This window comes from uncultured Allofournierella sp., from assembly GCA_944382705.1.
Classification (GTDB): Bacteria; Bacillota; Clostridia; order Oscillospirales; family Ruminococcaceae; genus Allofournierella.
The window spans coordinates 1-23582 of sequence record CALWNE010000023.1 but is presented as its reverse complement, the minus strand read 5'-3'; the positions used below and the strand labels follow the sequence as shown (position 1 = coordinate 23582).

The 23582-nt window shown below is 55.6% G+C and carries 19 protein-coding genes, 4 tRNA genes and 1 other annotated feature; of the genes, 7 read left to right on the top strand and 16 right to left on the bottom strand.

The window, feature by feature from the left end:
• Positions 1–873: 873 nt before the first annotated feature.
• From ACH2EM_RS03315 to ACH2EM_RS03285, 7 genes are all read right to left on the bottom strand, one after another.
• The gene (locus tag ACH2EM_RS03315) at positions 874–1551 is read right to left on the bottom strand and encodes a sigma-70 family RNA polymerase sigma factor (RefSeq protein WP_395150654.1); all 678 of its coding nucleotides are present in this window, start codon (positions 1549–1551) and stop codon (positions 874–876) included.
• A gap of 39 nt (positions 1552–1590) precedes the next feature.
• On the bottom strand, positions 1591–2025 hold the full coding sequence (gene spoIIAB / locus ACH2EM_RS03310; RefSeq protein WP_395150652.1) for an anti-sigma F factor: 435 nt from the start codon (positions 2023–2025) through the stop codon (positions 1591–1593).
• A 16-nt stretch (positions 2026–2041) separates the two neighbouring features.
• Complete coding sequence (locus ACH2EM_RS03305; protein WP_395150650.1) at positions 2042–2338, bottom strand: anti-sigma factor antagonist; 297 nt, start codon at positions 2336–2338, stop codon at positions 2042–2044.
• Positions 2339–2557: 219 nt separating this feature from the next.
• Positions 2558–3820, bottom strand: coding sequence for a bifunctional folylpolyglutamate synthase/dihydrofolate synthase (locus tag ACH2EM_RS03300; RefSeq protein ID WP_395150649.1), 1263 nt, complete (start codon positions 3818–3820; stop codon positions 2558–2560).
• Positions 3798–4472 (bottom strand): VanZ family protein, encoded by a 675-nt coding sequence (locus tag ACH2EM_RS03295; RefSeq protein ID WP_395150648.1) that lies wholly within the window; start codon positions 4470–4472, stop codon positions 3798–3800. Before ACH2EM_RS03295 ends, ACH2EM_RS03300 begins: the two co-directional genes overlap by 23 nt.
• Positions 4473–4737: 265 nt before the next feature.
• Positions 4738–7365: a valine--tRNA ligase gene (locus ACH2EM_RS03290; protein WP_395150647.1), complete on the bottom strand. Its 2628-nt coding sequence runs from the start codon at positions 7363–7365 to the stop codon at positions 4738–4740.
• Between the two features lie 65 nt (positions 7366–7430).
• Positions 7431–7660 (bottom strand) — a binding site (T-box leader).
• Between the two features lie 57 nt (positions 7661–7717).
• Complete coding sequence (locus ACH2EM_RS03285; RefSeq protein WP_395150646.1) at positions 7718–8794, bottom strand: 6-phosphofructokinase; 1077 nt, start codon at positions 8792–8794, stop codon at positions 7718–7720.
• Between the two features lie 215 nt (positions 8795–9009).
• Between ACH2EM_RS03285 and ACH2EM_RS03280 the strand changes: the two genes are divergently transcribed.
• From ACH2EM_RS03280 to ACH2EM_RS03250, 7 genes are all read left to right on the top strand, one after another.
• Positions 9010–9083, top strand: a tRNA-Gln gene (locus tag ACH2EM_RS03280).
• A 41-nt stretch (positions 9084–9124) separates the two neighbouring features.
• Positions 9125–9200 (top strand) — tRNA-Pro (locus ACH2EM_RS03275).
• 258 nt (positions 9201–9458) lie between these two features.
• A tRNA-Gln gene (locus tag ACH2EM_RS03270) sits at positions 9459–9532 on the top strand.
• Positions 9533–9573: 41 nt separating this feature from the next.
• Positions 9574–9649, top strand: a tRNA-Pro gene (locus ACH2EM_RS03265).
• 197 nt (positions 9650–9846) lie between these two features.
• Positions 9847–10062 (top strand): hypothetical protein, encoded by a 216-nt coding sequence (locus tag ACH2EM_RS03260; protein ID WP_395150645.1) that lies wholly within the window; start codon positions 9847–9849, stop codon positions 10060–10062.
• A 196-nt stretch (positions 10063–10258) separates the two neighbouring features.
• On the top strand, positions 10259–10480 hold the full coding sequence (locus ACH2EM_RS03255; protein WP_395150644.1) for a YdbC family protein: 222 nt from the start codon (positions 10259–10261) through the stop codon (positions 10478–10480).
• Positions 10480–11058 (top strand): hydrolase, encoded by a 579-nt coding sequence (locus tag ACH2EM_RS03250; protein ID WP_395150643.1) that lies wholly within the window; start codon positions 10480–10482, stop codon positions 11056–11058. The genes ACH2EM_RS03255 and ACH2EM_RS03250 overlap by 1 nt, the downstream gene beginning before the upstream one ends.
• A gap of 182 nt (positions 11059–11240) precedes the next feature.
• Here ACH2EM_RS03250 and ACH2EM_RS03245 read toward each other — a convergent pair whose 3' ends face one another.
• The 9 genes from ACH2EM_RS03245 to ACH2EM_RS03205 all read right to left on the bottom strand — a co-directional run.
• On the bottom strand, positions 11241–12188 hold the full coding sequence (locus ACH2EM_RS03245; protein ID WP_395150642.1) for a hypothetical protein: 948 nt from the start codon (positions 12186–12188) through the stop codon (positions 11241–11243).
• Positions 12189–12330: 142 nt separating this feature from the next.
• Entirely contained in the window at positions 12331–13491 is a 1161-nt protein-coding gene (gene ftsZ, locus ACH2EM_RS03240) for a cell division protein FtsZ (protein WP_395150641.1), read from the bottom strand.
• A gap of 166 nt (positions 13492–13657) precedes the next feature.
• Positions 13658–14950, bottom strand: coding sequence for a UDP-N-acetylglucosamine 1-carboxyvinyltransferase (gene murA, locus ACH2EM_RS03235; RefSeq protein WP_395150640.1), 1293 nt, complete (start codon positions 14948–14950; stop codon positions 13658–13660).
• Positions 14951–15083: 133 nt separating this feature from the next.
• Positions 15084–16178 (bottom strand): FtsW/RodA/SpoVE family cell cycle protein, encoded by a 1095-nt coding sequence (locus tag ACH2EM_RS03230; RefSeq protein WP_395150655.1) that lies wholly within the window; start codon positions 16176–16178, stop codon positions 15084–15086.
• 134 nt (positions 16179–16312) lie between these two features.
• Positions 16313–18526, bottom strand: a complete 2214-nt coding sequence (locus ACH2EM_RS03225) for a penicillin-binding transpeptidase domain-containing protein (RefSeq protein WP_395150639.1) — start codon at positions 18524–18526, stop codon at positions 16313–16315.
• A gap of 163 nt (positions 18527–18689) precedes the next feature.
• Positions 18690–19727, bottom strand: a complete 1038-nt coding sequence (locus tag ACH2EM_RS03220; RefSeq protein ID WP_395150638.1) for a hypothetical protein — start codon at positions 19725–19727, stop codon at positions 18690–18692.
• The gene (locus ACH2EM_RS03215; protein WP_395150637.1) at positions 19724–21499 is read right to left on the bottom strand and encodes an Hsp70 family protein; all 1776 of its coding nucleotides are present in this window, start codon (positions 21497–21499) and stop codon (positions 19724–19726) included. The genes ACH2EM_RS03220 and ACH2EM_RS03215 overlap by 4 nt, the downstream gene beginning before the upstream one ends.
• 76 nt (positions 21500–21575) lie before the next feature.
• Positions 21576–23057 carry a UDP-N-acetylmuramoyl-L-alanyl-D-glutamate--2,6-diaminopimelate ligase gene (locus ACH2EM_RS03210; protein WP_395150636.1) on the bottom strand — a complete coding sequence of 494 codons (1482 nt, stop codon included), beginning with the start codon at positions 23055–23057 and terminating at the stop codon, positions 21576–21578.
• Positions 23058–23166: 109 nt separating this feature from the next.
• Positions 23167–23582 (bottom strand): asparagine synthase-related protein (locus ACH2EM_RS03205; protein WP_395150635.1); only part of this gene is annotated, 416 nt, incomplete at its 5' end.

Here is a 23582-nt window from a genome sequence, read left to right as displayed (position 1 = left end):
TCCATCACAATTAAGGTTCCGTTCAAGCTTCTTGATATTGTTCAATTTTCAAGGTCCTGGTCGCTTTTCTCTTGCGAGATAGCTTGTTTATTATATCTTGTCTTTAGTGCTTTGTCAAGTACTTTTTCAAGATTTTTTATTCAGCTTTTCAGCGACAACCGCGTTATCTGCGGCTCAGTTATAATATCACATTCCGTCCCCATAAGTCAACACCTTTTTTCAAAAAATATAAATCTTTCATCTTTTCATTTTAGACAAGTCTTTTTTAGAGTTTATATGTTATTACTTAATTATATATGTAATAAGAATCCCAGCTATAACAATAGCAGAATCACCTCCATTTACAAACCAGCATCGGATGCAACCTGTATGCTAGCACCATGCAATGCATGCCAACAGCCTCCGGCAGTGTATGACATCAAAATTCACCGTAGCATCTTTTAATGCCCTCCATCGTCTGAAGTTATACAGCACTCTGCTGCCCTAATTAACTAGCAAGCAACACAAAACCGCATCTGCCGCCGTAATCCATCCCTCAAAAATCACAACTGGAATGTACCGCCCTCATCCCCTAAAAGCCATCCCAAAATTTAAATCCATTGTTTTGTAAACGCTCTCTCCCACCCTATTCCAACGCAAAACCACCTTTTTATCATTGTTCGGTTTTTGCAACAGTGGAATGCCTGATTCCGCTTCTGCAAAATCAGGCATTCCTTGAATACATTCAAATTGAATTGCTGCAACTCAAATGCAATTCCAACGCTGTAAACTTTGCGGCACAAACCGTTCCGACTCCAGCTCATTTATATAGACAAACTTTTTAGTGGCTGCTTTTTAAACGCTTTTCTAAAAGCAATCCCTCCACCCATCCTGTCACCCGCCTTCCTCCAGCAGCTGGCTGCGCATCCATTGCAGAATTTTTCGTTCCCGCCGGGAAATCTGCACCTGGGTGGTTCCCAAAATTTTGGCGGTGTCACTTTGGGTCTTTTCGCCAAAAAAACGCAAAAAAATCAACTGCCTGTCCTGAGGTTCCAACGCTGCCAATACCGCCTGCAGGCTAATACGGTCTGCCAGTTCCTCCTCAGCAGATTCTACCGAGATATCCAGTTCCTTGGCACCATCTTCTCCCGCCGGAGTAAGTGACAACGCAGGCTGGCTTGCCCGGATGGCCATAGCCACCTGTTCCGGTTTTGCATCCACCATCTGAGCCAGCTGGCCTACGGTGGGTTCGGTGCCGTTTTGCTTCAGGTACTGTTCCCGGGCCAGGTTCACCTTGAGCCCCAGCTCCTTTACTGAACGGCTTACTTTTACGGTGCCTCCATCCCGAAACAATTTTTTGATTTCTCCCAAAATCACCGGCACCGCATAGGTAGAAAACTGCACTCCCCGTTCCTCATCAAACCCATCGTAAGCTTTTACCAGTCCTATGCACCCGGCAGAATATAAATCATCGTACTCCAGCCCCCTGCCTCGAAATCGTCCTGCACAGGCATGCACCAGGCCAAGGTTTTGTTCAATAAACTCCTCTCTCGGACCTAACTTTGCAGGCATATAACCGCTCCCCTTTCTTTAATATGTAAAGAAAAGGCCTCATTGCTTTGCCTGCAAACGCTTACGCATCACCACTCGAGTGCCTTTGCCGGGCTTGCTGCTCACCTTAATTTGGTCCATAAAACTCTGCATCACCGCAAACCCCAAACCAGCCCGTTCCTCTGGGTCGCCGGTGGTGTACATGGGTTCCATGGCTTTGTTTATGTCCTCCATACCAACGCCTTTATCCGCCACGGTAATTTTTGCGGTTCCATCCTCATACAATGCAGCAGTGAGATACACCATTCCCACCTGCCGGGGATAAGCATGAACAATACAGTTTGTTACCGCCTCGCTTACAGCGGTTTTAATGTCCGCCAGTTCCGGCACCGTGGGATCCGCCTGAGCCAAAAATGCCGCCAGAGCTCCCCGCGCAAATCCCTCGTTTACACTCCGGGAATAAAAACTTAACTTCATCATATTGATTGCCTTCATAATTCCCGCTCCTTTTTTATTCGTATTGGATTTGAGCCAAATCCAGCATTTTCCGAATGGAAGGCGGTGTGTGCTGCACCACAACCGTTCCGTCCAGTGCCTTCATTCTGCGGGCACGCCCCAAAATCAGCCCCACACCGGAGGAATCCATAAAACTTACATCCCCAAAATCCAAAATCAGCTGGGCGGGCATTCTCGCTCCAATCTCCGTATCAATCAACTGACGCAGCTCCTGGGCGGAATGATGGTCGATTTCTCCGCTTAAATAAGCGGCCAGTAACTCCTGCGCACCGCTGAAACTCACCTTTGCCATTGCTTCGCCTTCTTTCCTGTTTGTATTCTGTGCAAAAAAAGAAACATCCCGTACACTGGTTTCCTGCACCAGTATACGAGATGTTTTTTGCATATTTTGCCGCAGTGGGTCGGTGGCCGCTTCCAAGGCTGCACTCTGTTATTCCAGGCAATTGGTCATGCAGGGCTTTTTCTCCCGGCACGCTCCCTAAGCTTTTGGCGTCAATTGTGCGATATTTTTCTAATTCTTCAGTAAGGGGCGAGCCTCACTGGCCAGATAGAGCGAGCCGCACACCACCAACCCCTCAGGGCAGTCTCGTCCCTTGTTGATGGCCTGCTCCAGACTAGAACAAACCTCAACCGGCAGTTCCGGACGGATGCGGCCAATCAGCTCTGCCAGCTGTTCTGCTTCCATAGCACGGGGGCAGTGGGGTGTTACCGCATACACACGGCTCAGGCAGGGGGCAAGGCAGCGCACCATCTCCTCCACTGCCTTGTCCGCCAATACCCCCACCACACCAGCTACGGGCCGGCCCAGATAACGCTCCAGCGTACCAGCAAGAGCAGCTGCCCCCGCCGGGTTGTGGCATCCATCCAGCAGCAGGGGCGGCGTTTGCCCCAGCACCTCAATGCGGGCAGGCAGTCGGGCGGTTTCCAATCCTGTTTGAATGGCCTGGTCAGAAATTTCATACCCCTTGCGCCACAAGGCCAGGGCAATCTCAATGGCAACCATAGCATTGCAAGCCTGATGCGCCCCTAAAAAAGGCAGATGCACCCGGTAGCCTCCATAGCTGAATACACACTCCAACCGTCCCTGGGTGTCCTCAAGTTCCAGGTCCTCCAACTGAGGCTGCACCAACTCTGCCTGGTTGCGAATGCAGGCGGCCACAATCTCCTGCTGGGCCTCCTGGTCCTGCAAGGGGTATTCCACCACGGTGCAGCCCGGCTTAATGATGCCCGCCTTTTCCGCTGCAATCTGGCCCAGGGTATCCCCCAGCAGCTGGGTGTGATCCAGGTCAATGCGTAAAATGGCTGCCACCAGCGTGTTGTCCACCACATTGGTGGCATCCCACCGACCACCTAGGCCGGTTTCCAGTACCGCAAAATCACAGTGGCTGCGGGCAAACCAGAGCAACGCCACGGCAGTAACAGCCTCAAACTGCACTGGAAGCTGGGGCAGGCTCTGGGCTGCAATATACACCTCCTGTGCCAGCTGTTCCAACTCCTGCGTATCAATCATTTCTCCATTGATTTGAAAACGCTCCCTGAATTCCAGCACATAGGGCGAAATGGTCAGGCCGGTTTTGTATCCGGCGCAGCGCAGAATATTAGCGGTCAAGGTGGCCGTGGTTCCCTTGCCGTTGGTTCCGGCCAGGTGAATCACCTTCAATTCCTTCTGGGGGTTGCCCAGTGCCTGCATCAGCTGGCGCATCCGGTCCAGACCGGGTGCCCCTCCCAGCCGGGGCAGCTGCTGCAGCCATTCAATAGGTGAGGGGTGTTTCATAGTCGTCCTCCTGTTGCTGCTTTATCGCCGGGCTGCTCTGTGTCGCTCGCCCTGGTTCATCCGTCAGTTCTGCCTGGCGTGATGTCCATCTTTTCCGCACTTCTGGCTCCGGCTGTGGGGCTGGCTGCTGCTCCAAGCCAGCAACAGCCGAAACCGCCGGGCCCTGATTGTCATTCCGGTGCTTGTAAAGAATAGCGCACATCCGTACAAACATGAGCAAAAACAATGCTACAAACAAACCTGCCACAAAGCCGGAAAAATCAATCCAAACATCCTTCACGCTGGAACCTCGTCCCTCCACAAACAGCTGAATGGTTTCGTCGGTTACTGCGGTGCCAAGACCAAAAAACAAAGGCCAGCTTACATGGCGTATAAAATGCCGGGTGTACACCCGCAAGCAAAGCATGAACCAAAAGCCCATAATCATAAATTCGGTAAAGTGGGCCAGCTTTCGGATTGTATACAGTGAAAAAGGCCCAAGGCCCACCATCCCTGCAACTTTGTTAATCAACTCCCGCACCTGCTGGCTGCGGTCACTGGAAATTGCTGCAATTTCCAGTGAATTGCTAAAGATAAAAAACACACTGTATACCAAGCAGCAGGTAAACACAATGCGGAATAAAATCAGCCATGGGCTGGTCTTTTGTTTCATTGCTCCAACGCCTCCTTTTGTGTGCGGCTCTTTCGCATTGGATTGAGCCGCCTTTATATCGGCTATTATACCGGATTTTAGACCCGATTTGTAGTAGTTTTGAACAAAACACTTCACTTTGCTAAAAACAGACTCCACGCAGCGGCCGCCAGCATCTTCTCCAGTCCCTGTAACTTTGAACACACAGAAACAAAAGCACAAAAATAAAAGGCAGGCTCCTGCCAAACGGCGGGAGCCTGCCTTTCTCATTAAAACATAATGCTGTTTAGCCCAAAGCGGCGATGGATTCCTCCACACGAGCCAGCTTCTCGGTTGCACGGGCCAGCTTCTGGCGGATCTCCTCAACCACCTGTGCGGGAGCCTTGTTCACAAAGCCCTCATTGCTCAGCTGACGCTGGAACATAGCAATGTCCTTTTCGGCCACTTCCTTTTCCTTGTTCAGACGAGCCAGCTCCTTTTCCCGGTCGATGAGTTCCATCATGGGAATAAAGCCACGGGCAGCGTCGGTGATAACCTGTACCATACCGGTGGTTTCGCCGGTGTACTTTTCGGTAAGGCTCACATCGGTGGCAAAGGCAAACTTTGCCAGATACTCTCCGCCATGGCCAAAGGCTTCCATGGCGTTGGTCTCGATGATCATGCTGGTGCGCTTGGCAGGATGCACATTCATGTCTGCACGGATGGTACGCACAGCCTTAATAAAGTCCATCAGCTTTGCAAAATCAGCCTCATCCTGGGCAAAATCCAGCTCGGCGGTAAACTGAGGCCACTGCTGGGTCATGATGGTCTCCTCGGTACCAGGCAGGGCACGGTAGATTTCCTCGGTGATGAAGGGCATGAAGGGATGCAGCAGCTTCAACGCCTGGGTGAGCACATACACCAGAACCTTGCGGGCGGTATCAGCCTGTTGAGCATCGGTGGAGTTCAGGCGAACCTTGGCAATCTCAATGTACCAGTCGCAGTAAACTTCCCAAATAAAGTCCTGCACCTTCTGAGCAGCCAGACCCAGCTCAAACTTATCCAGGTTGTCGGTCACGGTGCGGGCCAGGTTGTTCAGGGTGGACAGAATCCACTTGTCGCTCAAATCCAGATGCTCTGCGGCAGGCAAGCCAGCCTCAAAGTCCTCCGGCAGGTTCATCATCACAAAGCGGGTAGCGTTCCACAGCTTGTTGGCAAAGTTACGGCTTGCTTTGATTTTTTCATCGGAGAAGCGCATATCGTTGCCAGGGGTGGAACCCAGAACCAGGGTCAGACGCAGAGCGTCGGCACCGTACTGTGCAATGATTTCCAGGGGGTCAATGCCGTTGCCCAGGCTCTTGGACATCTTGCGGCCCTGAGCATCACGCACCAGGCCATGAATCAGCACGGTGTCAAAGGGAATCTGCTGGGTGTATTCCAGTGCAGAGAAAATCATGCGGGATACCCAGAAGGTAATGATGTCGTAACCGGTCACCAGGGTGTTGGTGGGGTAGAAATACTCCAGATCCTCGGTCTTTTCGGGCCAGCCCAGGGTGCTGAAGGGCCACAGAGCACTGGAGAACCAGGTGTCCAGGGTGTCCTCATCCTGACGCACCGGTGCGCCGCAGCTGGGGCAGGTGGTCATGGGCTCATCGCTCACATGCACCTGGCCGCAGGCGTCGCAGTAGTAGGCCGGAATCCGGTGGCCCCACCACAGCTGACGGCTGATGCACCAGTCACGGGTGTTTTCCATCCAGTGGAAGTACTGCTTGTCAAAACGCTCCGGCACAAACTTGATGCGGCCATCCCGCACAGCGTCAATGGCCGGGCCGGCCAGGGGCAGCATCCGCACAAACCACTGCTTGGAAACCATGGGCTCAATGGTGGTACCGCAGCGGTAGCAGGTACCCACATTGTGGGGATGGGGCTCGATTTTCTCCAGGTAGCCGCCGGCCTCCAGGTCAGCCACAATGGCCTTGCGGGCCTCGTAACGGTCCATGCCTGCATACTTGCCGCAATCCTCGGTCATGTGGGCGGTGTCGTCCATTACCTTCACAATGGGCAGGTTGTGACGCTGGCCTACCTCAAAGTCGTTGGGGTCATGGGCAGGGGTGATTTTTACCACGCCGGTGCCGAACTCCATATCCACATAGGTATCGGTTACAATGGGGATTTCCTTGTTCAGCAGGGGCAGCAGCACCTTTTTGCCATGCAGGTGCTTGTAACGCTCGTCATCGGGATGGATGGCAACAGCGGTATCGCCCAGCATGGTTTCGGGGCGGGTGGTGGCCAGAATCAGCACCTCGTCGCTGCCTGCAATGGGGTAGCGCAGATGCCAGAAGCTGCCGTCCTGATCCTCGTATTCCACCTCAGCATCAGAGATGCTGGTTTTGCAGTGGGGGCACCAGTTGATGATGCGCTCACCCCGGTAGATCAGGTCCTTGTCATACAGAGCCTTGAATACCTTCAGCACAGCCTTGCTGCATCCCTCGTCCATGGTAAAGCGTTCCCGCTCCCAGTCGCAGGAGCAGCCCAGCTTTTTCAGCTGGCCAACAATGTGGTTGCCGTACTGGTTTTTCCAATCCCAGGCACGCTCCAAAAAGCCCTCACGGCCCAGGGCCTCCTTGGTCAGGCCCTCCTCCTTCATCTTTGCCACAACCTTAGCTTCGGTGGCAATGGAGGCATGGTCGGTGCCGGGCACCCACAGGGCTGCATACCCCTGCATCCGCTTAAAACGAATCAGAATATCCTGCCAGGTCTCGTCCATTGCATGGCCCATGTGCAGCTGACCGGTTACGTTCGGCGGCGGCATCACAATGGTGTAGGGCTTTTTGTTCTTGTCTGCCTTGGTATGGAAGTAGCCGCCATTCAGCCAAAAAGCATAAATGTCATCTTCCACACGGGCAGGGTCGTACAATTTTTCCAGTTCTTTCATGTCGTTCCCTCCATATGAATCTTCCGCCTGGGGACAAAAAAAGACCGCCCCAGGTGCTAAAAAACACTTGGGACGGCCTTTGTACATTACAAAACCGCGGTACCACCCAAATTGCCGCCCGCAGGCAGCCACTCGGTACCCGTAACGGGGGCAAACCGGGCAGAACTACTAAACCATGGTTCACTCTGCCTGCTCAAAAGCGACAACGCCCAGCGCCCTTTGCCGGGCTTTCACCTGCCCCCGGCTCTCTTTTTCAAACGGCTTTGCTGTGCGCCCTCTTTTTCAACGCATTTATTAGTATGCATTATAGCGCATGGCGGCCGCCGCCGTCAATGGCTGTGTCAAAATTTCTTTAGCCCATGCTAATGCCCATCCGCCGGGCCACATCCAGCATACCGTGGTCCTCCGGCACAAGGCGGCTCTTACCTGCAATGTCGCTCAAATCGTTGGCGGTCAGGTGGTTGTTGCGCATGGCAACGGTCACGCCGTAGTGCTCCTGCTCCACCAGCTTGGCGGCATAGGTACCAAACTGGGTAGCCAGCACACGGTCGTAGGCAGAGGGCGAGCCGCCCCGCTGCATATGGCCGGGCACGCAAACACGGGTTTCAAAGCCGGTCATCTGCTCAATTTGGTCCGCAATGCGCTGGGTTGCATTGCCGTATCCCTGCTCCTTGCGGTGGGCAGCCCGCTCCTTGCGCTTCATCCGGGCTTCCTCGGTGTCGAAAGCACCCTCGGCCACCGCCAAAATCGAAAAGTTTTTCCCCTGGGAGGCACGCTTTTCCACTGCTGCACATACAGTATCAATGTTGTAAGGATGTTCGGGAATCAAAATAATATCCGCGCCGCCAGCCACGCCGGAGTACAGAGTCAGCCAGCCGGCCTTATTTCCCATAATTTCCACAACCATGCAGCGGCGATGGCTGGAGGCCGTGGTGTGGATGCGGTCGATGACCTCGGTGGCAATGTCCACAGCGGTGTGGAACCCAAAGGTCACATCGGTACCATAAATATCGTTGTCAATGGTTTTGGGCAGGCCGATTACATTCAATCCTTCCTGCGCCAGCATATTGGCGGTTTTATGGGTGCCGTTGCCGCCCAGGCAGAGCAGGCAATCCAGCCCCATCTCCTTATAGTTCTTTTTCATGGCGGCAACCTTGTCCACATTGTCGTCCCCAATCACCCGCATCAGCTTAAACGGGGTGCGCTTGGTGCCCAAAATGGTGCCGCCCATGGTAAGAATACCGGAAAATTCGCTGGGATGCATCTCCCGCCATACACCATTGATTAAACCGGAATATCCATCGCTGATGCCAATAATTTGCACCTGGTCACCCATGCGCTGGTACAGCGCCTTGGCTGCACCACGGATGGTTGCGTTCAAACCGGGGCAATCGCCGCCGGATGTCAAAATTCCAATTCTCTTTTTCATGGTAGAACTACCTCCCTCGCCCTGTTTGTGCCCCTACTGGCCAGTTTGCCAGATTTCGGGGTCTTTCTGCCCTTTAGAATATCGCTATTGTTGCCAACTTGTCAATTGCTTTGCCTGTAAAAAAACGGCAAATAATTTTTTTGAAAATAAGGGTTGACATTTCATTTTTTATCAGCTATAATAACTAAGCGTCAGGGAACTGACACAGCAACCGATGGAGAATTGTGTAAGGGTAGCACGACAGACTCTGACTCTGTTTGTGAGGGTTCGAATCCTTCTTCTCCAACCATTAAATAGCAGCAGCATCCTTGCTGCTGCTATTTTTTACTTCGGGGTGTAGCGCAGTTGGTAGCGCGCCTGGTTCGGGACTAGGAAGCCGTGGGTTCAAATCCCGTCACTCCGACCAAAGCCATCCGTCCATTGGGCGGGTGGCTTTTTGTTTTGTTCACTTCCCCAGCCAGCGTTTCTCTTACTCCCTATCCTTTTCTATTCCCGCTCATCTCTCCCTTGCTGCATCTGCCGGTAATTTGCATCCTTCCTCCCTTTCCAGCAGCATCTTACCAGAGCCTAAAATTTTAACTCCAAAAATTTCAAAATAAGTGTTGACATTCTGATTTTTGTCGGTTATAATAATTAAGCGTCAGGGAACTGACACAGCAACTGATGGAGAATTGTGTAAGGGTAGCACGACAGACTCTGACTCTGTTTGTGAGGGTTCGAATCCTTCTTCTCCAACCATTCAATAGCAGCAGCATCCTTGCTGCTGCTATTTTTTACTTCGGGGTGTAGCGCAGTTGGTAGCGCGCCTGGTTCGGGACTAGGAAGCCGTGGGTTCGAATCCCGTCACTCCGACCAAAGCCATCCGTCCATTGGGCGGGTGGCTTTTTGTTTTGTTCACTTCCCTCCAGCCTTGTTCTTCCCCTGCTGTCTATATACTCCGGCTTTTCTCTGCTGGCTCCATCTGCTGTTTGCCCCTTTTATTTTCACTCCACGGTTTCCCTGCATAATCCTCCCCCTAAAGGGACAGGCTACCACCAAGGAGGTGAATCTGTATGCAAAGCAATCATTCTTCCGGCAAAACCACCAGTCCACTCAATGCCATCCCCAGCGCAGCCAAAGCCGCCCAGGCCCGTAAAGAGGGCAGCTTAAAGGGCGATTTGGCCTATACCCAGGCAAAAGCCCGGGCCAGCCTGCTGGAAGGCTGGGTAGAGGATGGAGAAACCGTGCGCCACAAGCTAAAAAGTAAAGAGGAATTTCCCCAGGGCTAAGTGCCCACGCCCCCCTGCTCTGGTCAGATTCAGCTGCCCACGGTTTTTCTGCCCCGGCGGGAAGGCTGTTCTGCACCTTTGTAACTTTTTCGGTTCCCCTTGCAATCTCTCTTACAATCCGATAGAATAAATCTTGTCAAGCCTGGAGCAAGCAATAACTGCCAGGCTATTTGTAGCAAAAGAGAGGGATTGTTTCATGGCAGAATTCAAATATGAAATCACCGAACGCATTGCAGTACTGTCTCAGAGTGCCAATGGCTGGGAGCGCCAGCTTAACATGGTCAGCTGGAACGACCGGGAACCCAAGTACGACATCCGGGACTGGTCTCCCGATGGCACCAAGATGGGCAAAGGCATCAGCCTGACCCACGATGAAATGGCCATCCTGAAGGGCATTCTGGAAGAATTGGAGCTGTAATGGGCTACTACGAGGAGTTCTGCGCCATCTGGCAACAGGAAGTCACCCGCCCTGGGGCGGATAAACTGCTGGACTGGCTGCACAAAACGGATTTCTTCGAAGCGCCTGCTTCCACCCGTTTCCACGGAGCTTGCGCCCAAGGGCTTGTGATGCACAGCCTGAATGTCTATCACGCTTTGATGGAACGCTTTTTCGACCCGGAGGATTGCCGGGAAAGCATGGCAATCTGCGGCCTGCTGCACGATTTGTGCAAAGCCAATTACTACAAGCCCGGCACCCGCAATGTAAAAAACGAAACCACCGGCCAGTGGGAAAAGGTCCCCACCTTTACCATTGAGGACCAGTTCCCCTATGGTCACGGCGAAAAAAGCGTTTATCTGATTGAACGCTTTATCCGGCTCAAACCCGCCGAAGCGGTAGCCATTCGCTGGCACATGGGCGGTTTTGACGATGCTGTGCGTGGTGGCTGCCGCGCCATCAGTGAAGCGTACGACGCTTACCCTCTGGCTGTCAAGCTGCATTTGGCAGACCTTACCGCCACCTATCTGATGGAAAAAGGCACCGGCCTGCACACCTGATTTTTACAAGGCCCAATCAAACACAAAACGCCTTTCTGTATCTGCCGCCATTGCGGCTGGATGCAGAGAGGCGTTTTTGTTATATTCCCATATAAGCCAGGCCGCTTTGCCTTGTCTGTCCATCTGCCGCATACAAAAAGGGATTCTTTTCTTGCTTAAGCAAGAAAAGAATCCCTCTGGTATTATTTTTGCATCATCCGATCCACCAGCTCCAGCAAACTCTCGCTCAAGCACTTGCGAGGCTGGGCCAGCGGTTTTTGGGCAGCTTTGGCACAACTGTTTGCCGTGTGGCGGGCAGCCGGTACCGTTTGAGGAAAACGCTGGGCCTGTACACCCAAATGCTCCAGGCTCTGCTGGGTTTCTCCCAAAGCGTCGTACACTGTACCGGTGGCCTGCTGCAAGGTTTGAGCCGCCGCCTGAATCTGAGCGTCCACCTGGGCCAGCTGCTGGCGCAGCTGCTGTACCGTAATGGCCACCTGCTGGGCACTGCGCTGCATCTGCTCCTGCTCTGCCTTCATGCGCTGAGCAGCCTGGCGCCGTTCCTGCTCCATGGTGCGGCGCTGGGCCTCTTTTTTGCGGTCCAGCTCCTGCTGGCGAATCTCCAGCCGCTGCTCCTGCATCCGAACCGATTGCAGCAGCTCATCCTCCAGGGATTTTTGCTTTTGGGCATACTCCTGCTCCATCTGCTTTTCAAAGCTGCGGCGCAGCTCCTCATCTTGCTTGAGCGCAGTCCGAGCCCGTTCCAGCTCCTGCTGCAGCAGTTCCATCTGGCTTTGCAGGTTCTGCACATCCGCTTTCAGCAATACCGCCTCCTGCTCTCTGGCAAACAGGCGGGTCTTGTAACTGTTGGCCTGCTCCTCTGCCTGGGCCAGCTGCTCTTGCATCTGAGCGGTCTTTTTTTCTTCCTGTGTAAGCTTTGCGCACACTTCCTTGGTTTTTTCCAGCAGCAGCTGCCGGTCAGACTCCAGGTCGTTCAGCTCCTGGCGCAGGCTCTCGCAGCGCTCCTGCTGGGCCTGTTTTTCCGCCAGCTCCTTTTTGGTCAATTCCTCTATGTAGGCCAGCACATCCTCTTTTTTAAAACCACCCCACAATGTGGTTTTGAATGCGCCTTCCTTGTGTTCTTCCGGCATCTGCCCGGCCCTCCTTCATTTATGGTCGTGGTATTGCCAATCGTACACCAAAACGGTAAAGCGGCCCTGCGGGGTACATCCGCAGGGCCGCCGTTGTTTCCTCAAACAGGCCCGCGTTCTTCCGCACACCTGTACGCCACACTTACTTGCGCTTGCTCAGCAAGGTCATGATGGACTCAAAGTAGCTGTCATCATCCTCGGTGCTCTTGGGAACAGCAGGTGCGGCAGCACTGGGGGCTGCTGCGGGCTGTGCAGGCGCAGCAGCGGCAGTATCTTCGCTGAACACAGCGGAAGGCACGCTGGAAGCCGCAGGAGCAGCACGCTCCGGCACCGGCACATTGGAGCCCACATTCTCAAAACCGGTGGCCACAACGGTCACACGCAGCTCGTCGGACATGCTCTCGTCAAATGCAGTACCCCAGATGATGTTTGCATCGGGATGTGCAGACTGGGTAATCAGGCTGGATGCCTGCTCCACTTCTTCCAGGCCAATATCCGGAGAGGAGGTAATGTTGATGACCACGCCCCGTGCGCCGGAGATGCTGGTTTCCAGCAGGGGGCTGGAGATTGCTGCCTTGGCTGCATTCTCGGCCTTGCCTGCACCCTTTGCGCTGCCCACGCCCATGTGAGCGTAGCCGGCATCCTTCATAACGCTGCGCACGTCGGCAAAGTCCAGGTTAATGAAAGCGGGAATGTTAATCAGGCTGGAGATACTCTCCACACCCTGACGCAGCACATTATCTGCTGCCTCAAAGGCATTCATCAGGGTGATTTTTTCCTGGCTGATCAGCTTCAGGCGCTCGTTGGGGATTACAATCAAGCTGTCCACATGCATCAGCAATGCGGTAATGCCCTGCTCGGCCAGGCTCATCTTGCGGCGGCCCTCAAAGGCAAAGGGCTTGGTAACAATGCCCACGGTCAAAATGCCCAGCTCATGGGCAACCTCTGCCACCACGGGAGCAGCACCGGTACCGGTACCGCCGCCCATACCGGCGGTGATGAAAGCCATCTGTGCACCCTTCAGTGCGCTGGCAATTTCATCCTTGCTTTCCTCAGCGGCACGCTGGCCAATTTCAGGGTCTGCGCCTGCGCCACGGCCCTTGGTCAGCTTGCTGCCAAGCTGCACCTTCTGGGTTGCATGGCTCTTAATCAGGGCCTGCTGGTCGGTGTTCATCGCAATGAACTCCACACCCTGAAGACCGGCTTCCACCATGCGGTTCACGGCGTTGCCGCCGCCACCGCCCACGCCGATGACCTTGATGTTGGTAATATTCAGCATCTCTTCATCGAGAATAAAAGACATTGTAAAACTTCCCCCTAAACGCTTTTTTAACCATCTATGTTTCAATACGAAGGTATAGGTACGCTACTATACAAATACAGCTATCACTAGAGTACCAGATTCTTGCCTTAAATTCAAGAGTGCATTCAGCCGGTTGCCCAGTTTTTTTCTTGATTTTTCTCTTTTTTCACAGTTGGTCTGGCTCCTCCTGCTCCGGCAGGGTGCACAAAGTGATGTTAGCCCCCAACGCCTGCAAAGTTCCGGGCAGGTCCTTGTATCCTCTGCGAATGTGTTCCAGCCCAAATACCCGGCTTTCCCCCTGTGCCGCCAGGGCCGCCACCACCAGGGCCGCCCCGCCCCGCAAATCCGCCGCCTGCATGGGTGCACCGGTCAGCGCCGGCACGCCCACAAGCTCCAGCCTGCGGCCTTCCCGCCAGGCTTTGGCGCCCAGTTTGCAAAACTCCTCGCCGCAGGCAAAGCGATTTTCAAAAATCGTGTCCTCAATGGAGCTTTGGCCCTTTGCCGTCAGCAAGGCCGCCGCTACCACCGGGGCTGCATCGGTGGAAAAGCCGGGATATACCCCGGTGTACAGCCGCCCCACTCCCTTGAGGGAACCACTGCGCTCCACCTGAACCCCCTCCTCCTTGCGGCGCACACCGCAGCCTGCCTGCTGCAGGATGCAGAGGGTGGGTTCCAGCAAATCCGCCGGGCAGCCTTCCAGGGTAATGTGTCCCCCGGCGCTGGCCACTCCGGCGGCCAGTGTAGCGGCGGTGATACGGTCGGGAATGGGCTGGTAGCTGCAGCCCTCCAGCTGTGCCGTACCCCGGATTCGGATGACCGAGCTGCCCGCCCCCTGAATCCAGGCACCACAGGCAGTAAGATAGTTTGCCAAGTCCACAACTTCCGGCTCCCGGGCTGCTCCCCGCAGCACCGTTTCACCCTTGGCCAGCACTGCTGCCATCAGCAGGGTTTCGGTGGCCCCCACACTGGGCAGCCGCAGCACAAATTCCGTGCCCCGCAGTCCTCTGGGTGCGGTAAGCACCAGGGTTTCCCCCTGCCACTCAATCTGGGCACCCATACGGGCCAGCCCTTCCAGATGAATATCAATGGGGCGAGGCCCCAGGTTGCAGCCGCCGGGCTGTACCGTCTGTACCCTGCCAAACCGGTGCAGAGCCGGCGCCAGATAAAACACCGAACTGCGCATCGCCCTGGCCGGGCCCTGGGGCAGAACTCCTTCCCCCTGCTGCGCTGTAAATTTCAGCCGCAGGCGGCTGCCCTGCCAGCTGCATCTGCCTCCCAGAGCCTCGTAAATGGCCATGCTTTGGCGTACATCGGCCAGATCCGGCACCTGCTGCAGCACGGTTTCGCCCTGGCACATCATGGCGGCAGCCATCAGCGGCAGCACGCTGTTTTTAGCCGCGGGCACCCGCACTCTCCCAAACAGCGGCCGTCCCCCTACGATTTTCAGATACTCACCCATGAACATCGTCCCCCTCCACACATTTTCAAGACTGGGGCCGCCTGTAACGAAAGCCCCCAACTGGCCCAATGTATGCAGTTTTGGCGGCTTTGGTTCAAAATCAAAGCCGCCAATGGGATAAAATTTTTATTTTTTAATATTTTTGCTGGATTCCCTGCCGGCTTACCGAGAGCACAATGCCCATTTCTCCCAGCAGCATCATCAGACTGGTACCTCCCGAAGAAAAAAACGGCAAACTGATTCCTGTATTGGGAATTGTGTTGGTAACCACCGCAATATTGAGCACCGCCTGCATTACCACCTGCACCACAAACCCCACGGTAAGCAGTGCCCCAAATTTATCGGGGGAATGCAGGGCAATCACCATACCCCGCAGCAGCAGCAAAACAAACAGCAGGATTACCAGACAGGCCCCCACAAAACCCAGTTCCTCGCACACAATGGAAAAAATAAAATCGTTTTGCGGCTCCGGCACATACAGGTATTTCTGGCGGCTGTTGCCCAAACCAAGGCCGGTGGCACCTCCGCTTCCGATGGCATACAGGCTTTGAATGGTCTGGTGTCCGTCCCCCAAGGGGTCCGAGAAGGGGTCCAGCCAGCTGGCCAGCCGGTCGGTGGCATAGGGCACAAGGTCCGGCAGGCAGATCAGCGCAGCGGCAATGGCAGTCAGCGCACCGCCGCCCGCCAGTGCAAACCAGCGTAAACCGGTGCCGCCCACAAACATCAGCACACCGCCAATGCCCAGCAGCAGCATGGTGCCCGAAAGATGCGGCTCCAGCAGCATAAGCACTGCCATACCGCCCAAAATCACCGCAAAGGGCAGCACCCCCACCCCAAAGGACTGCATCTTGCGGTGATTCAGCGAAATAATATGACTGAAAGTCAAAATCACTGCAAATTTGGCAATTTCACTTGGTTGCAGGGTGCCCAGCCCAGGCAGCACAATCCAGCGTTTGCAGCCGTTGTATTCCGGCATAAACAGCACAATCACCAGCAGCACCATAGAAATTCCCAATACCGGAAAAGCCAGCTTGTGGTAAATGTGATAGTCCACCCTGCTGGCCAGATACATGGCCGTAATCCCCACCGCTGCAAACAGCAGCTGGGGCCGGATATAGGCATAGGCATCGCTGCGGCGGTACAGTGCCACCGCATAGCTGGCGCTGCAAAGCATCACCAAACCAAATCCCACCAGGGTAAGCACCAACACCAAAAAAGGCAGATCCATTGGCTGCTGCTTGCCCCCAAGCCAGGCTTTCCACCCTGTGGGCTGCCGGTCCTGGGCCCGGGGTCTGGCTTTGCTTGTTTGTTTCATGGTCAATCGCCCCCTTTTTGGCAGAGTATCGGCTTTTGGGTGCTGGTTTAATCTCCGGTCTGGTCTGCCAGTGCATCTGCGTCCTCCGGCAGATTCTCCACTGCAAACACCGCCCGCACCAGATCGCCCTGCTGGGTACTTTGGCCTTGCGGCAGACTCTGGGCAATCACCACTGCCCCATCCTGACCGGCAGGGCCGCTGGTGCGCAGGTTCAGCCCCGCCTGCAACAGTGTTTGGCGGGCCTCCTCCAGCGTCTGGCCGGTGATGGCAGGCACTACGGTGGGCAGGCTTTCCTGCCCTTCTTCGGTATAAAGCAGCACGGTGGAACCCCTGGGCATGGTCTGCTCTGCTTGAGGATACTGACTTACCACCGATTGGCCATCCCCCACAACCTTGGCTGCAAAGCCAGCCTGCTGCAACTGCTCCACCGCCTTTTCGGCCGGTTTTTCAGCTACATCCGGCAGCTGTGCCAGGCGGGCTTCCTCCTCTTCCTGGGTGTACTGCCGCTCTACCCCATAGTATTCCAGGGTGTCCTCCAGTACCTGGGCCACCACCGGCGCAGCCAAGGCACCACCGCCGTTGCTAAAGCTATGCGGTTCGTCCAAAATAATCAGCACCGCAATTTTAGGGTCATCCATGGGGGCTACCCCCACAAAGCTGGCAATACGAGCCTTCTCGTCCTCAGAGTCCAGCTTTTGGCTGGTTCCGGACTTACCGCCCACCCGGTACCCTGCCACATAGGCATTTTTACCGCCGCCCAGCTGCACCACGCTTTCCATCATCCGGCGCATAATCTCGCTGGTTTGAGGGGTAATTACCTGGGCCTTTACCGTGGGGGTGGTCTGGCTTACCAGGTCCCCTTCCGCATCGGTAATGCGCTCCACCACATAGGGCTGCATCAGCTTTCCTCCATTCACAATGGCACTCACAGCGGTAATCATCTGGATGGGGGTAATTTTGTTGGACTGGCCAAAGGCACAGCTTGCCAGCTCCACCGGCCCCATCCGGTCGGCCGTGTAAAACTCACTCCGTTTTGGTTCTGCTGGCAGGTCAATGCCGGTGGCACTGCGCAGGCCAAATGCCTCGAAATAATCGCAAAACGCCTGCTTGCCCAGCAGCTGGCCAATCTGAATAAAACTCTGGTTGCAGCTGTTTTGCAGTGCCTGGGCCAGGTTTTGGGGCCCATGGACTTTGTGGTTGGCACAGTGGAAGGCAATGCCCGCCACCTTGTAGGATTTGCCGCAGTAAAAACTGCTCTGCTCGGTCACAACTCCCGCATCCAAAGCAGCAGCCGCTGTAATCAGCTTGAATACCGACCCCGGCTCATACAAATCACTGATGGCCTTGTTGCGCCATTGGGTTTGCTGGGCCAGCTGTCTGGCCTGGGTCTGCTCCTCGCCCTCCAAGCTCTCCACCCACTGCCGCTGGGCTTCATCCGCCAGCACACGGGGCTCGTTTGGGTCATAGTCCGGCTTGGTGGAAATCGCCAAAATACGCCCGGTGTCCACCTCCATCACAATCCCCACTCCTCTGGCCGTTACATTGTGCTCCTGTACCGCATAGGAAAGGCCGGTTTCCAGGTAATGCTGTACCGTAGCATCCAGGGTAAGATGCAAGGTATTGCCCTGCACCGGTGCCACATAGGTATCATAATCGGTGGGCATGGTGTAGCCCCAGGCATTTTTGGCACTAAGCACCAAGCCAGTTTGGCCCGTCAGCTGCTCGTCGTATTTCAATTCCAGGCCCGCTACGCCCAGGTTATCCACATTGGTAAAGCCCAGAACGCTGGCAGCAAAATTGCCCTCCGGGTACCAACGCTTGGTGTCCTCCAAAATCAGAATTCCCTCCCAGCCATTCTCCCAGCAGGCATTCTGCACGGCATCCGCCGTTTCCCGGTCAATCCGGCGGCGCAGCAGCTTGTCGTTGCTGGTTCGGTCGTTGAGCTTTTCAAACACCTGGCTTTCCTCCAGGCCCAAAATCTCCGCAAGGGCAGCACTGGCAGGGCCTACATGCTCGTCGGCCATCTCACGGGGTACCGCCCGCACTGTCCAGCAACTGGCCGAAACCGCCAGCGGCCGGCCCATTGCATCCAGAATGTCCCCTCGTGCTGCCGGTACCACTGTATCCCGCAGCTGTTGACCCGCTGCTTTTTCGGCATAAAAGCTGTGGTCGGTAATCTGAATCTGCCACAAACGCAGCACCAGCCCACCCAGGCAGACTGTGGAAAAAAAAGCGGCCAGCAGCCGGGTTCTGAGTTTCATCCCCCGCTCCTGGGCCGCCTGTGGTTTGGCTTGTATCACAAAAATCGCCCCCTCCCGTTTCTAATCTGTATGAAACGGAAGGGGGCAAATATACCCAAAACTCCATGGGTTCGCCTTCAAATTGGCACCTCATGACCTGGGTCATTTTTATGAATGGAATTTGTTAGTTCCGGGACCGGCTGCCATAGTGCGCAACCAACACGCCCACCAAACCGGCCGGGCCAATGGCAAGGCTTATAAGCAGCTGATGCATCAAGGTGTATGCCGTGTGGCTTTCGCTCCGCAGCCCAGTAACCACCGCTGCCGCCAGCACACTTAAAACCGGCAGCAGAAGGCTAAGCAGTCCCCATAGGGCAAGGGATTTCCCCCATTTTTTTGCGGGAGATTTCCGGCTGGTATACAAAAAGGCCGCCACCGCACCCACAGCCAAGCCCGCTCCATACCTTCCGGCGCAAAACAGCAGCACTGCCAACAACAGCACATACAGCAGCTGCCTTTGGGGCTGAGCCATCCCCCGCAGAACGGATGTCCTTTGCCCGTTGCCTCGTGGCTTCTCTCGTCTGCCAGTGGGCGTTTTGATCTCTGTCTGCTGGGAAGGCGGGCAGTCCGATGGCGAACCTGCGGCACTTTTGGGCAGAAAGTCCACCGGTGCAGGCTGGTTGATCCATGCCATCTGCTCGTAGGTAACAGGGGCCCGAAAATCCACTTCCGGCTCCGGTTCACTCCAAGCTGGCGGATTGGCCGATAGTTCCAGTTGATCCAACGAATCGAAGTCAAACTGCTGAGCCTGGGCATCCTGCTGGCCCCCACCCAGTTGGATGGATTTTCTCCGGTGCCGATGGGTCTGGCTGAAATACTCCTCCACAATCAGTTTTTCTTCTTCCATGCGCTGGCAGCGCACACGGTGCAAATCCTCCAGCCACTGCTGGCGGGCCTGCGGCCCATAGGCAGGCTGCACCGTGGCCGAAGGCTGGGCCACAGGCTGTTCCTCCCCTGGGGGCGGCACCGCTGGCCCTTGGGGCATCACCGCCCCTGCATTGCGCCGGGCATACTGCATGGCCTGCAAAAAAGCCTTGTGCAGCGTATCAAATCCTTCCGGATTTTCCTCCGGGTGGCAGGTTCGGGTTTTTTCCGCGTAGGCATGGCGGATTGCCGCCTTATCGTTGGTAGGCTCTATCCCCAGTATCTCCCAGATACTCATTCGTCCTGATCTCCATCCTGGTCGTCGTAATCCTGGTTATCCTCATCGTCTTCGTCGTCCAGCTGGTCAGAATAGAGCAGCCCTTCCAGCGAAAGACCCTCCTCCAGGCGTTCCAGCAGCTCTTTCACCTTGGCTCTTGCACGCAGGATTCGCCCCTGCTCCTGGCTGGCCAGAGCCTCGCCAAAACCTTGGGCAATGCGGCCAATCACCAGCCGCTCTTCTCCCAGTGCTTCCTCCCAAAGCCGCTGGGCCTTGGCCAGCAGCAGCCGGTTTTCCTCCCGGTCTCTGGGGTGGATTTTCAACGCCTGCAGCTGTTCCATCCGCTGGCGGGCCTGCTGCTCCGTCAAGCCGCTTCCCTCGCCCACCAGCAGGGTATTGATGGACTGGCCGGTGGTCAGGCTGGTGGCCTCCACCTCCAAAATACCGTTGATGTCGTAAGTAAACCGAACAGCGGCCCCCTCCTGGCCCGCCGGGCCTTCGGGCACCGGCAGATTCAGCTCACCCAGCTTTTTGTTTTCCTCGCAGTACAGGCTTTCGCCCTGGAATACCTGAATGCGCAGCTGGCTCTGATTGTCCGAAACCGTGTAGTACTGTTCCACCTTGCTGGTGGGCAGTGCGCTGTTCCGTTCAATGATGGGGCTCATGAGCAGGTTATCCTCCTGGGCCGGGTTGTGGATTCCCACGCCCAAGGTAAAGGGGCAGATGTCGGTAAGCACCATCTCCCGCAAATCCTCCACCCGCTCCTTCATGGCTGCGTACAGCCCTGCCCCCAGGGCCACCACGGTATCCGGGCTGCCGGGATTGGCCAGCTTCTGGCCCAGCAGATGGTTCAGGTACTGCCGTACCACCGGCATCTTGCAGCTGCCGCCCACCGGTACCACCGCCTCAATCTCCTCCAGTGCCAGGTCACTGTCCTTAAGTGCCCGCAGCAGCGGCGTGCGCATCCGGCCAAACAGGGTTTTTGCTCCCTCAATCAGCTGCTGGCCGGTCAGGGTCATGGAGCCTTTCAGCCCCTCCATCTCCAGCACCATCACCGCCACCGGCGATTCGCTCAAGGTCTGCTTGCACTGCTCAGCCTGGCGCAGCAAAATGGCCTTCTGTTCCGGCGAAAGTGCCTCAAAATCCAGATGATTTTTCTGGCAGTACATCCGGGCAATGGCCTGGTCAAAATCGTTTCCGCCCAGGGCATTGTCACCGCTCACCGCCAGGATGTTCACCACATTTTCAAAGCAGTCCACCACCGAAACATCCAGGGTGCCGCCGCCAAAATCGTACACCAAAAAGGTGGCATCTCCCTGGTGGGGGTCGTAACAGGCCAGTGCAGCGGCGCTGGGCTCGTTAATCAGCCGGTCTACCTTCAAGCCCGCCAGCAATCCCGCACGCTTGGTGGCGGCACGCTGGGCATCGTTAAAGTAGGCGGGCACGCTCACCACTGCCTCCTCCACCGGCTGGCCCAAAAAAGCCTCTGCATCCTCTTTCAGGCGGCGCAGCACCAGGGCAGAAAGCTCCTCCGGGCTAAAGGCGGTATCCCCCAGCACAAACCGGCGGTCGGTGCCCATAGACCGCTTAAAGGACCCTGCGGTGCGGTGCGGGTGGGAAATCAGCCGTTCTCTGGCAGATTTCCCCACCAGCACTGTTCCGTCCTCGTCCAGACTTACTACGCTAGGGGTCAGGTATTCACCAAATGCATTGGGAATCAGCTGGCTGCGTCCTTCTCTCCAGACGGCGGCCAGGCTGTTGGTCGTTCCCAAATCAATCCCGATAATCGGCATACTTATTTCTCACTTCTTTCCTGACTGCACCCGCCAGGCATGGTTTCCCCCGTCGGATGCAGCATTTTAGCAAAACTCAGCAGAAACCCTTTTGCTTGGCATAATCCAAAATCAGCTCCCGCTCCAGGAAGGGGGTTTTTTCTCCGTTCCGGTCCCGGTAAGCCTCGTGTCCCTTGCCAATAATGGCAATCATATCACCGGGGCGGGCGTTGTCCAGCGCATAGTGGATGGCATCCAAGCGGTCGTAAATCTCCACATAGGGCACCTGGGCATTCCCCTGGGCAATGCCCTCCTTGATATCCGCCAGAATGTTCTGGATTGGCTCAAAACGGTTGTTGTCCTCGGTCAAAATCAAAAAGTCCGCCTTCTGGCTGGCCACCTCGCCCATGCCGTACCGGCGCAGACGGCTGCGCTCGCCGCCGCAGCCAAACAGCACCACCAACCGGCCAGGCTGGTAGGCCCGCAGGGTGGTGAGCAGGTTTTCGGTGGCTGCTTCGTTGTGGGCAAAGTCAATCAGTACTGTAAACTCCTTGCTTACCGGTACCAATTCCACACGGCCCTTTACGCTGACCGTGCGCAGGCCATCTGCCACCGCCTGCTGGGGCAGTCCCAGCTCAAAGGCCACCGCCGCTGCGGCCAGGCTGTTGTACACGCTAAACTCGCCGGGCATATTTACCTCTACCTGCATCTGCTTGCGGCCGCTGAGCTGGTAGCGAATGCCCAAAAAGTTTTGCTGGTGCAGCAGTTCCAGCCCGCTGGCCATATAATCGGCCTGGCTGTTCATGCCGTAGCTCACCAGCCGGCAGGTGTGGCCCGCCAGCAGGGTGTTGCAGTTTTTGTCGTCCACATTCACAATGCCCACATCGCAGCGGCGGAACAGCTGGCCCTTCCAGGCCCGGTACTCCTCAAAGCTGGCGTGCTCGCCGGGGCCGCCAATGTGGTCCGGGTATAGGTTGGTAAACACACCCAGATTAAAATGAATACCGGTTACACGGTCCATCATCAAGCCCTGGCTGGAAACCTCCATCACCACGCTGTCGCAGCCTGCTTCCACCATCTGGGCAAACAGCTTTTGCAGCTCGTAACTTTCGGGGGTGGTGTTAATCAGGGCCTTGCTGTAACCGGGGTAAGCCACACCGTTGGTTCCCACAATGGCGCATTTACGGCCTGCGGCATTCAATACGCTCTGAATCATATGGGCGGTGGTGGTTTTTCCCTTGGTACCGGTTACGCCGATGGTGGTAAGCTTTTTGGCCGGATTTCCAAAGTAGTTGCAGGACATAATGGCCAGGGCCTGACGGCTGGACTGCACCTGTACCACGGTAGCCCCTGCGGGCAGCTTCTCCAGCTTATGCTGGATAATCACCACGCTGGCACCTGCCTGTTCCACCACATCCTGGGCATAGTCGTGGCTGTCCCGGTTGGTGCCCTGAATGCACACAAAGGCGCCGCCTTTGCATACCCGGCGGGAGTCGTAGGCAATATCCTGTACCGGGGTATCCAGGCTGCCCTGAATCAATTCATAAGAAAGACCTTCCAGCAGTTCCTTCAGTTTCATAAAGGATTTCTCCTTTCTTTTTATTACGGAATCGTTATGAATGTATCTTTTCCTGTGTATGCAGCCGCCGGGCCAATGGTGCACGGGGCCGCCGGGGTGTGCTGGCTGTTCAGCGTTTTACAAAGTATTCCTCGTACCAGGTCAGGAACATGAACACGCACCAAATCTGCCGCCAGTTGTCCCGCTTTTCGCTCACATGCTGGTCCAGCATCTTCAGCAGCTCCTTGGTGTTGAAAAACTCCTGTGCTGCCGGGCTGGTAAAGGCCTTGCGCACCACCTGAGCATACTGTTCCTCCCGCAGCCAGGCACGCACCGGCACCGGGAAGCCCAGCTTCTTTTTATCGGCTGTTTTTTCCGGAATGCTCCGGCCGGCTGCACCACGCATGGCAATCTTGGTGTTCATGGCATTGGCACGGTATTCCACCGGAATCTGGCTTGCCACTGCAAACACCTCTTTGTCCAAAAAGGGCACCCGCAGTTCCAGGCTGTTGGCCATGCTCATCTTGTCCGCTTTCAGCAGGATAT

Bases quoted from the DNA above. Each gene is read 5' to 3' on its own strand.
- ACH2EM_RS03295 (WP_395150648.1), bottom strand. From the start codon at position 4,472: ATGAAACAAAAGACCAGCCCATGGCTGATTTTATTCCGCATTGTGTTT.
- ACH2EM_RS03300 (WP_395150649.1), bottom strand. From the start codon at position 3,820: ATGAAACACCCCTCACCTATTGAATGGCTGCAGCAGCTGCCCCGGCTG.
- ACH2EM_RS03215 (WP_395150637.1), bottom strand. From the start codon at position 21,499: ATGCCGATTATCGGGATTGATTTGGGAACGACCAACAGCCTGGCCGCC.
- ACH2EM_RS03255 (WP_395150644.1), top strand. From the start codon at position 10,259: ATGGCAGAATTCAAATATGAAATCACCGAACGCATTGCAGTACTGTCT.
- spoIIAB (WP_395150652.1), bottom strand. From the start codon at position 2,025: ATGAAGGCAATCAATATGATGAAGTTAAGTTTTTATTCCCGGAGTGTA.
- ftsZ (WP_395150641.1), bottom strand. From the start codon at position 13,491: ATGTCTTTTATTCTCGATGAAGAGATGCTGAATATTACCAACATCAAG.
- ACH2EM_RS03250 (WP_395150643.1), top strand. From the start codon at position 10,480: ATGGGCTACTACGAGGAGTTCTGCGCCATCTGGCAACAGGAAGTCACC.
- ACH2EM_RS03305 (WP_395150650.1), bottom strand. From the start codon at position 2,338: ATGGCAAAGGTGAGTTTCAGCGGTGCGCAGGAGTTACTGGCCGCTTAT.
- ACH2EM_RS03285 (WP_395150646.1), bottom strand. From the start codon at position 8,794: ATGAAAAAGAGAATTGGAATTTTGACATCCGGCGGCGATTGCCCCGGT.
- ACH2EM_RS03245 (WP_395150642.1), bottom strand. From the start codon at position 12,188: ATGCCGGAAGAACACAAGGAAGGCGCATTCAAAACCACATTGTGGGGT.
- ACH2EM_RS03290 (WP_395150647.1), bottom strand. From the start codon at position 7,365: ATGAAAGAACTGGAAAAATTGTACGACCCTGCCCGTGTGGAAGATGAC.
- ACH2EM_RS03260 (WP_395150645.1), top strand. From the start codon at position 9,847: ATGCAAAGCAATCATTCTTCCGGCAAAACCACCAGTCCACTCAATGCC.
- ACH2EM_RS03220 (WP_395150638.1), bottom strand. From the start codon at position 19,727: ATGAGTATCTGGGAGATACTGGGGATAGAGCCTACCAACGATAAGGCG.
- murA (WP_395150640.1), bottom strand. From the start codon at position 14,950: ATGGGTGAGTATCTGAAAATCGTAGGGGGACGGCCGCTGTTTGGGAGA.
- ACH2EM_RS03225 (WP_395150639.1), bottom strand. From the start codon at position 18,526: ATGAAACTCAGAACCCGGCTGCTGGCCGCTTTTTTTTCCACAGTCTGC.
- ACH2EM_RS03315 (WP_395150654.1), bottom strand. From the start codon at position 1,551: ATGCCTGCAAAGTTAGGTCCGAGAGAGGAGTTTATTGAACAAAACCTT.
- ACH2EM_RS03210 (WP_395150636.1), bottom strand. From the start codon at position 23,057: ATGAAACTGAAGGAACTGCTGGAAGGTCTTTCTTATGAATTGATTCAG.
- ACH2EM_RS03230 (WP_395150655.1), bottom strand. From the start codon at position 16,178: ATGGATCTGCCTTTTTTGGTGTTGGTGCTTACCCTGGTGGGATTTGGT.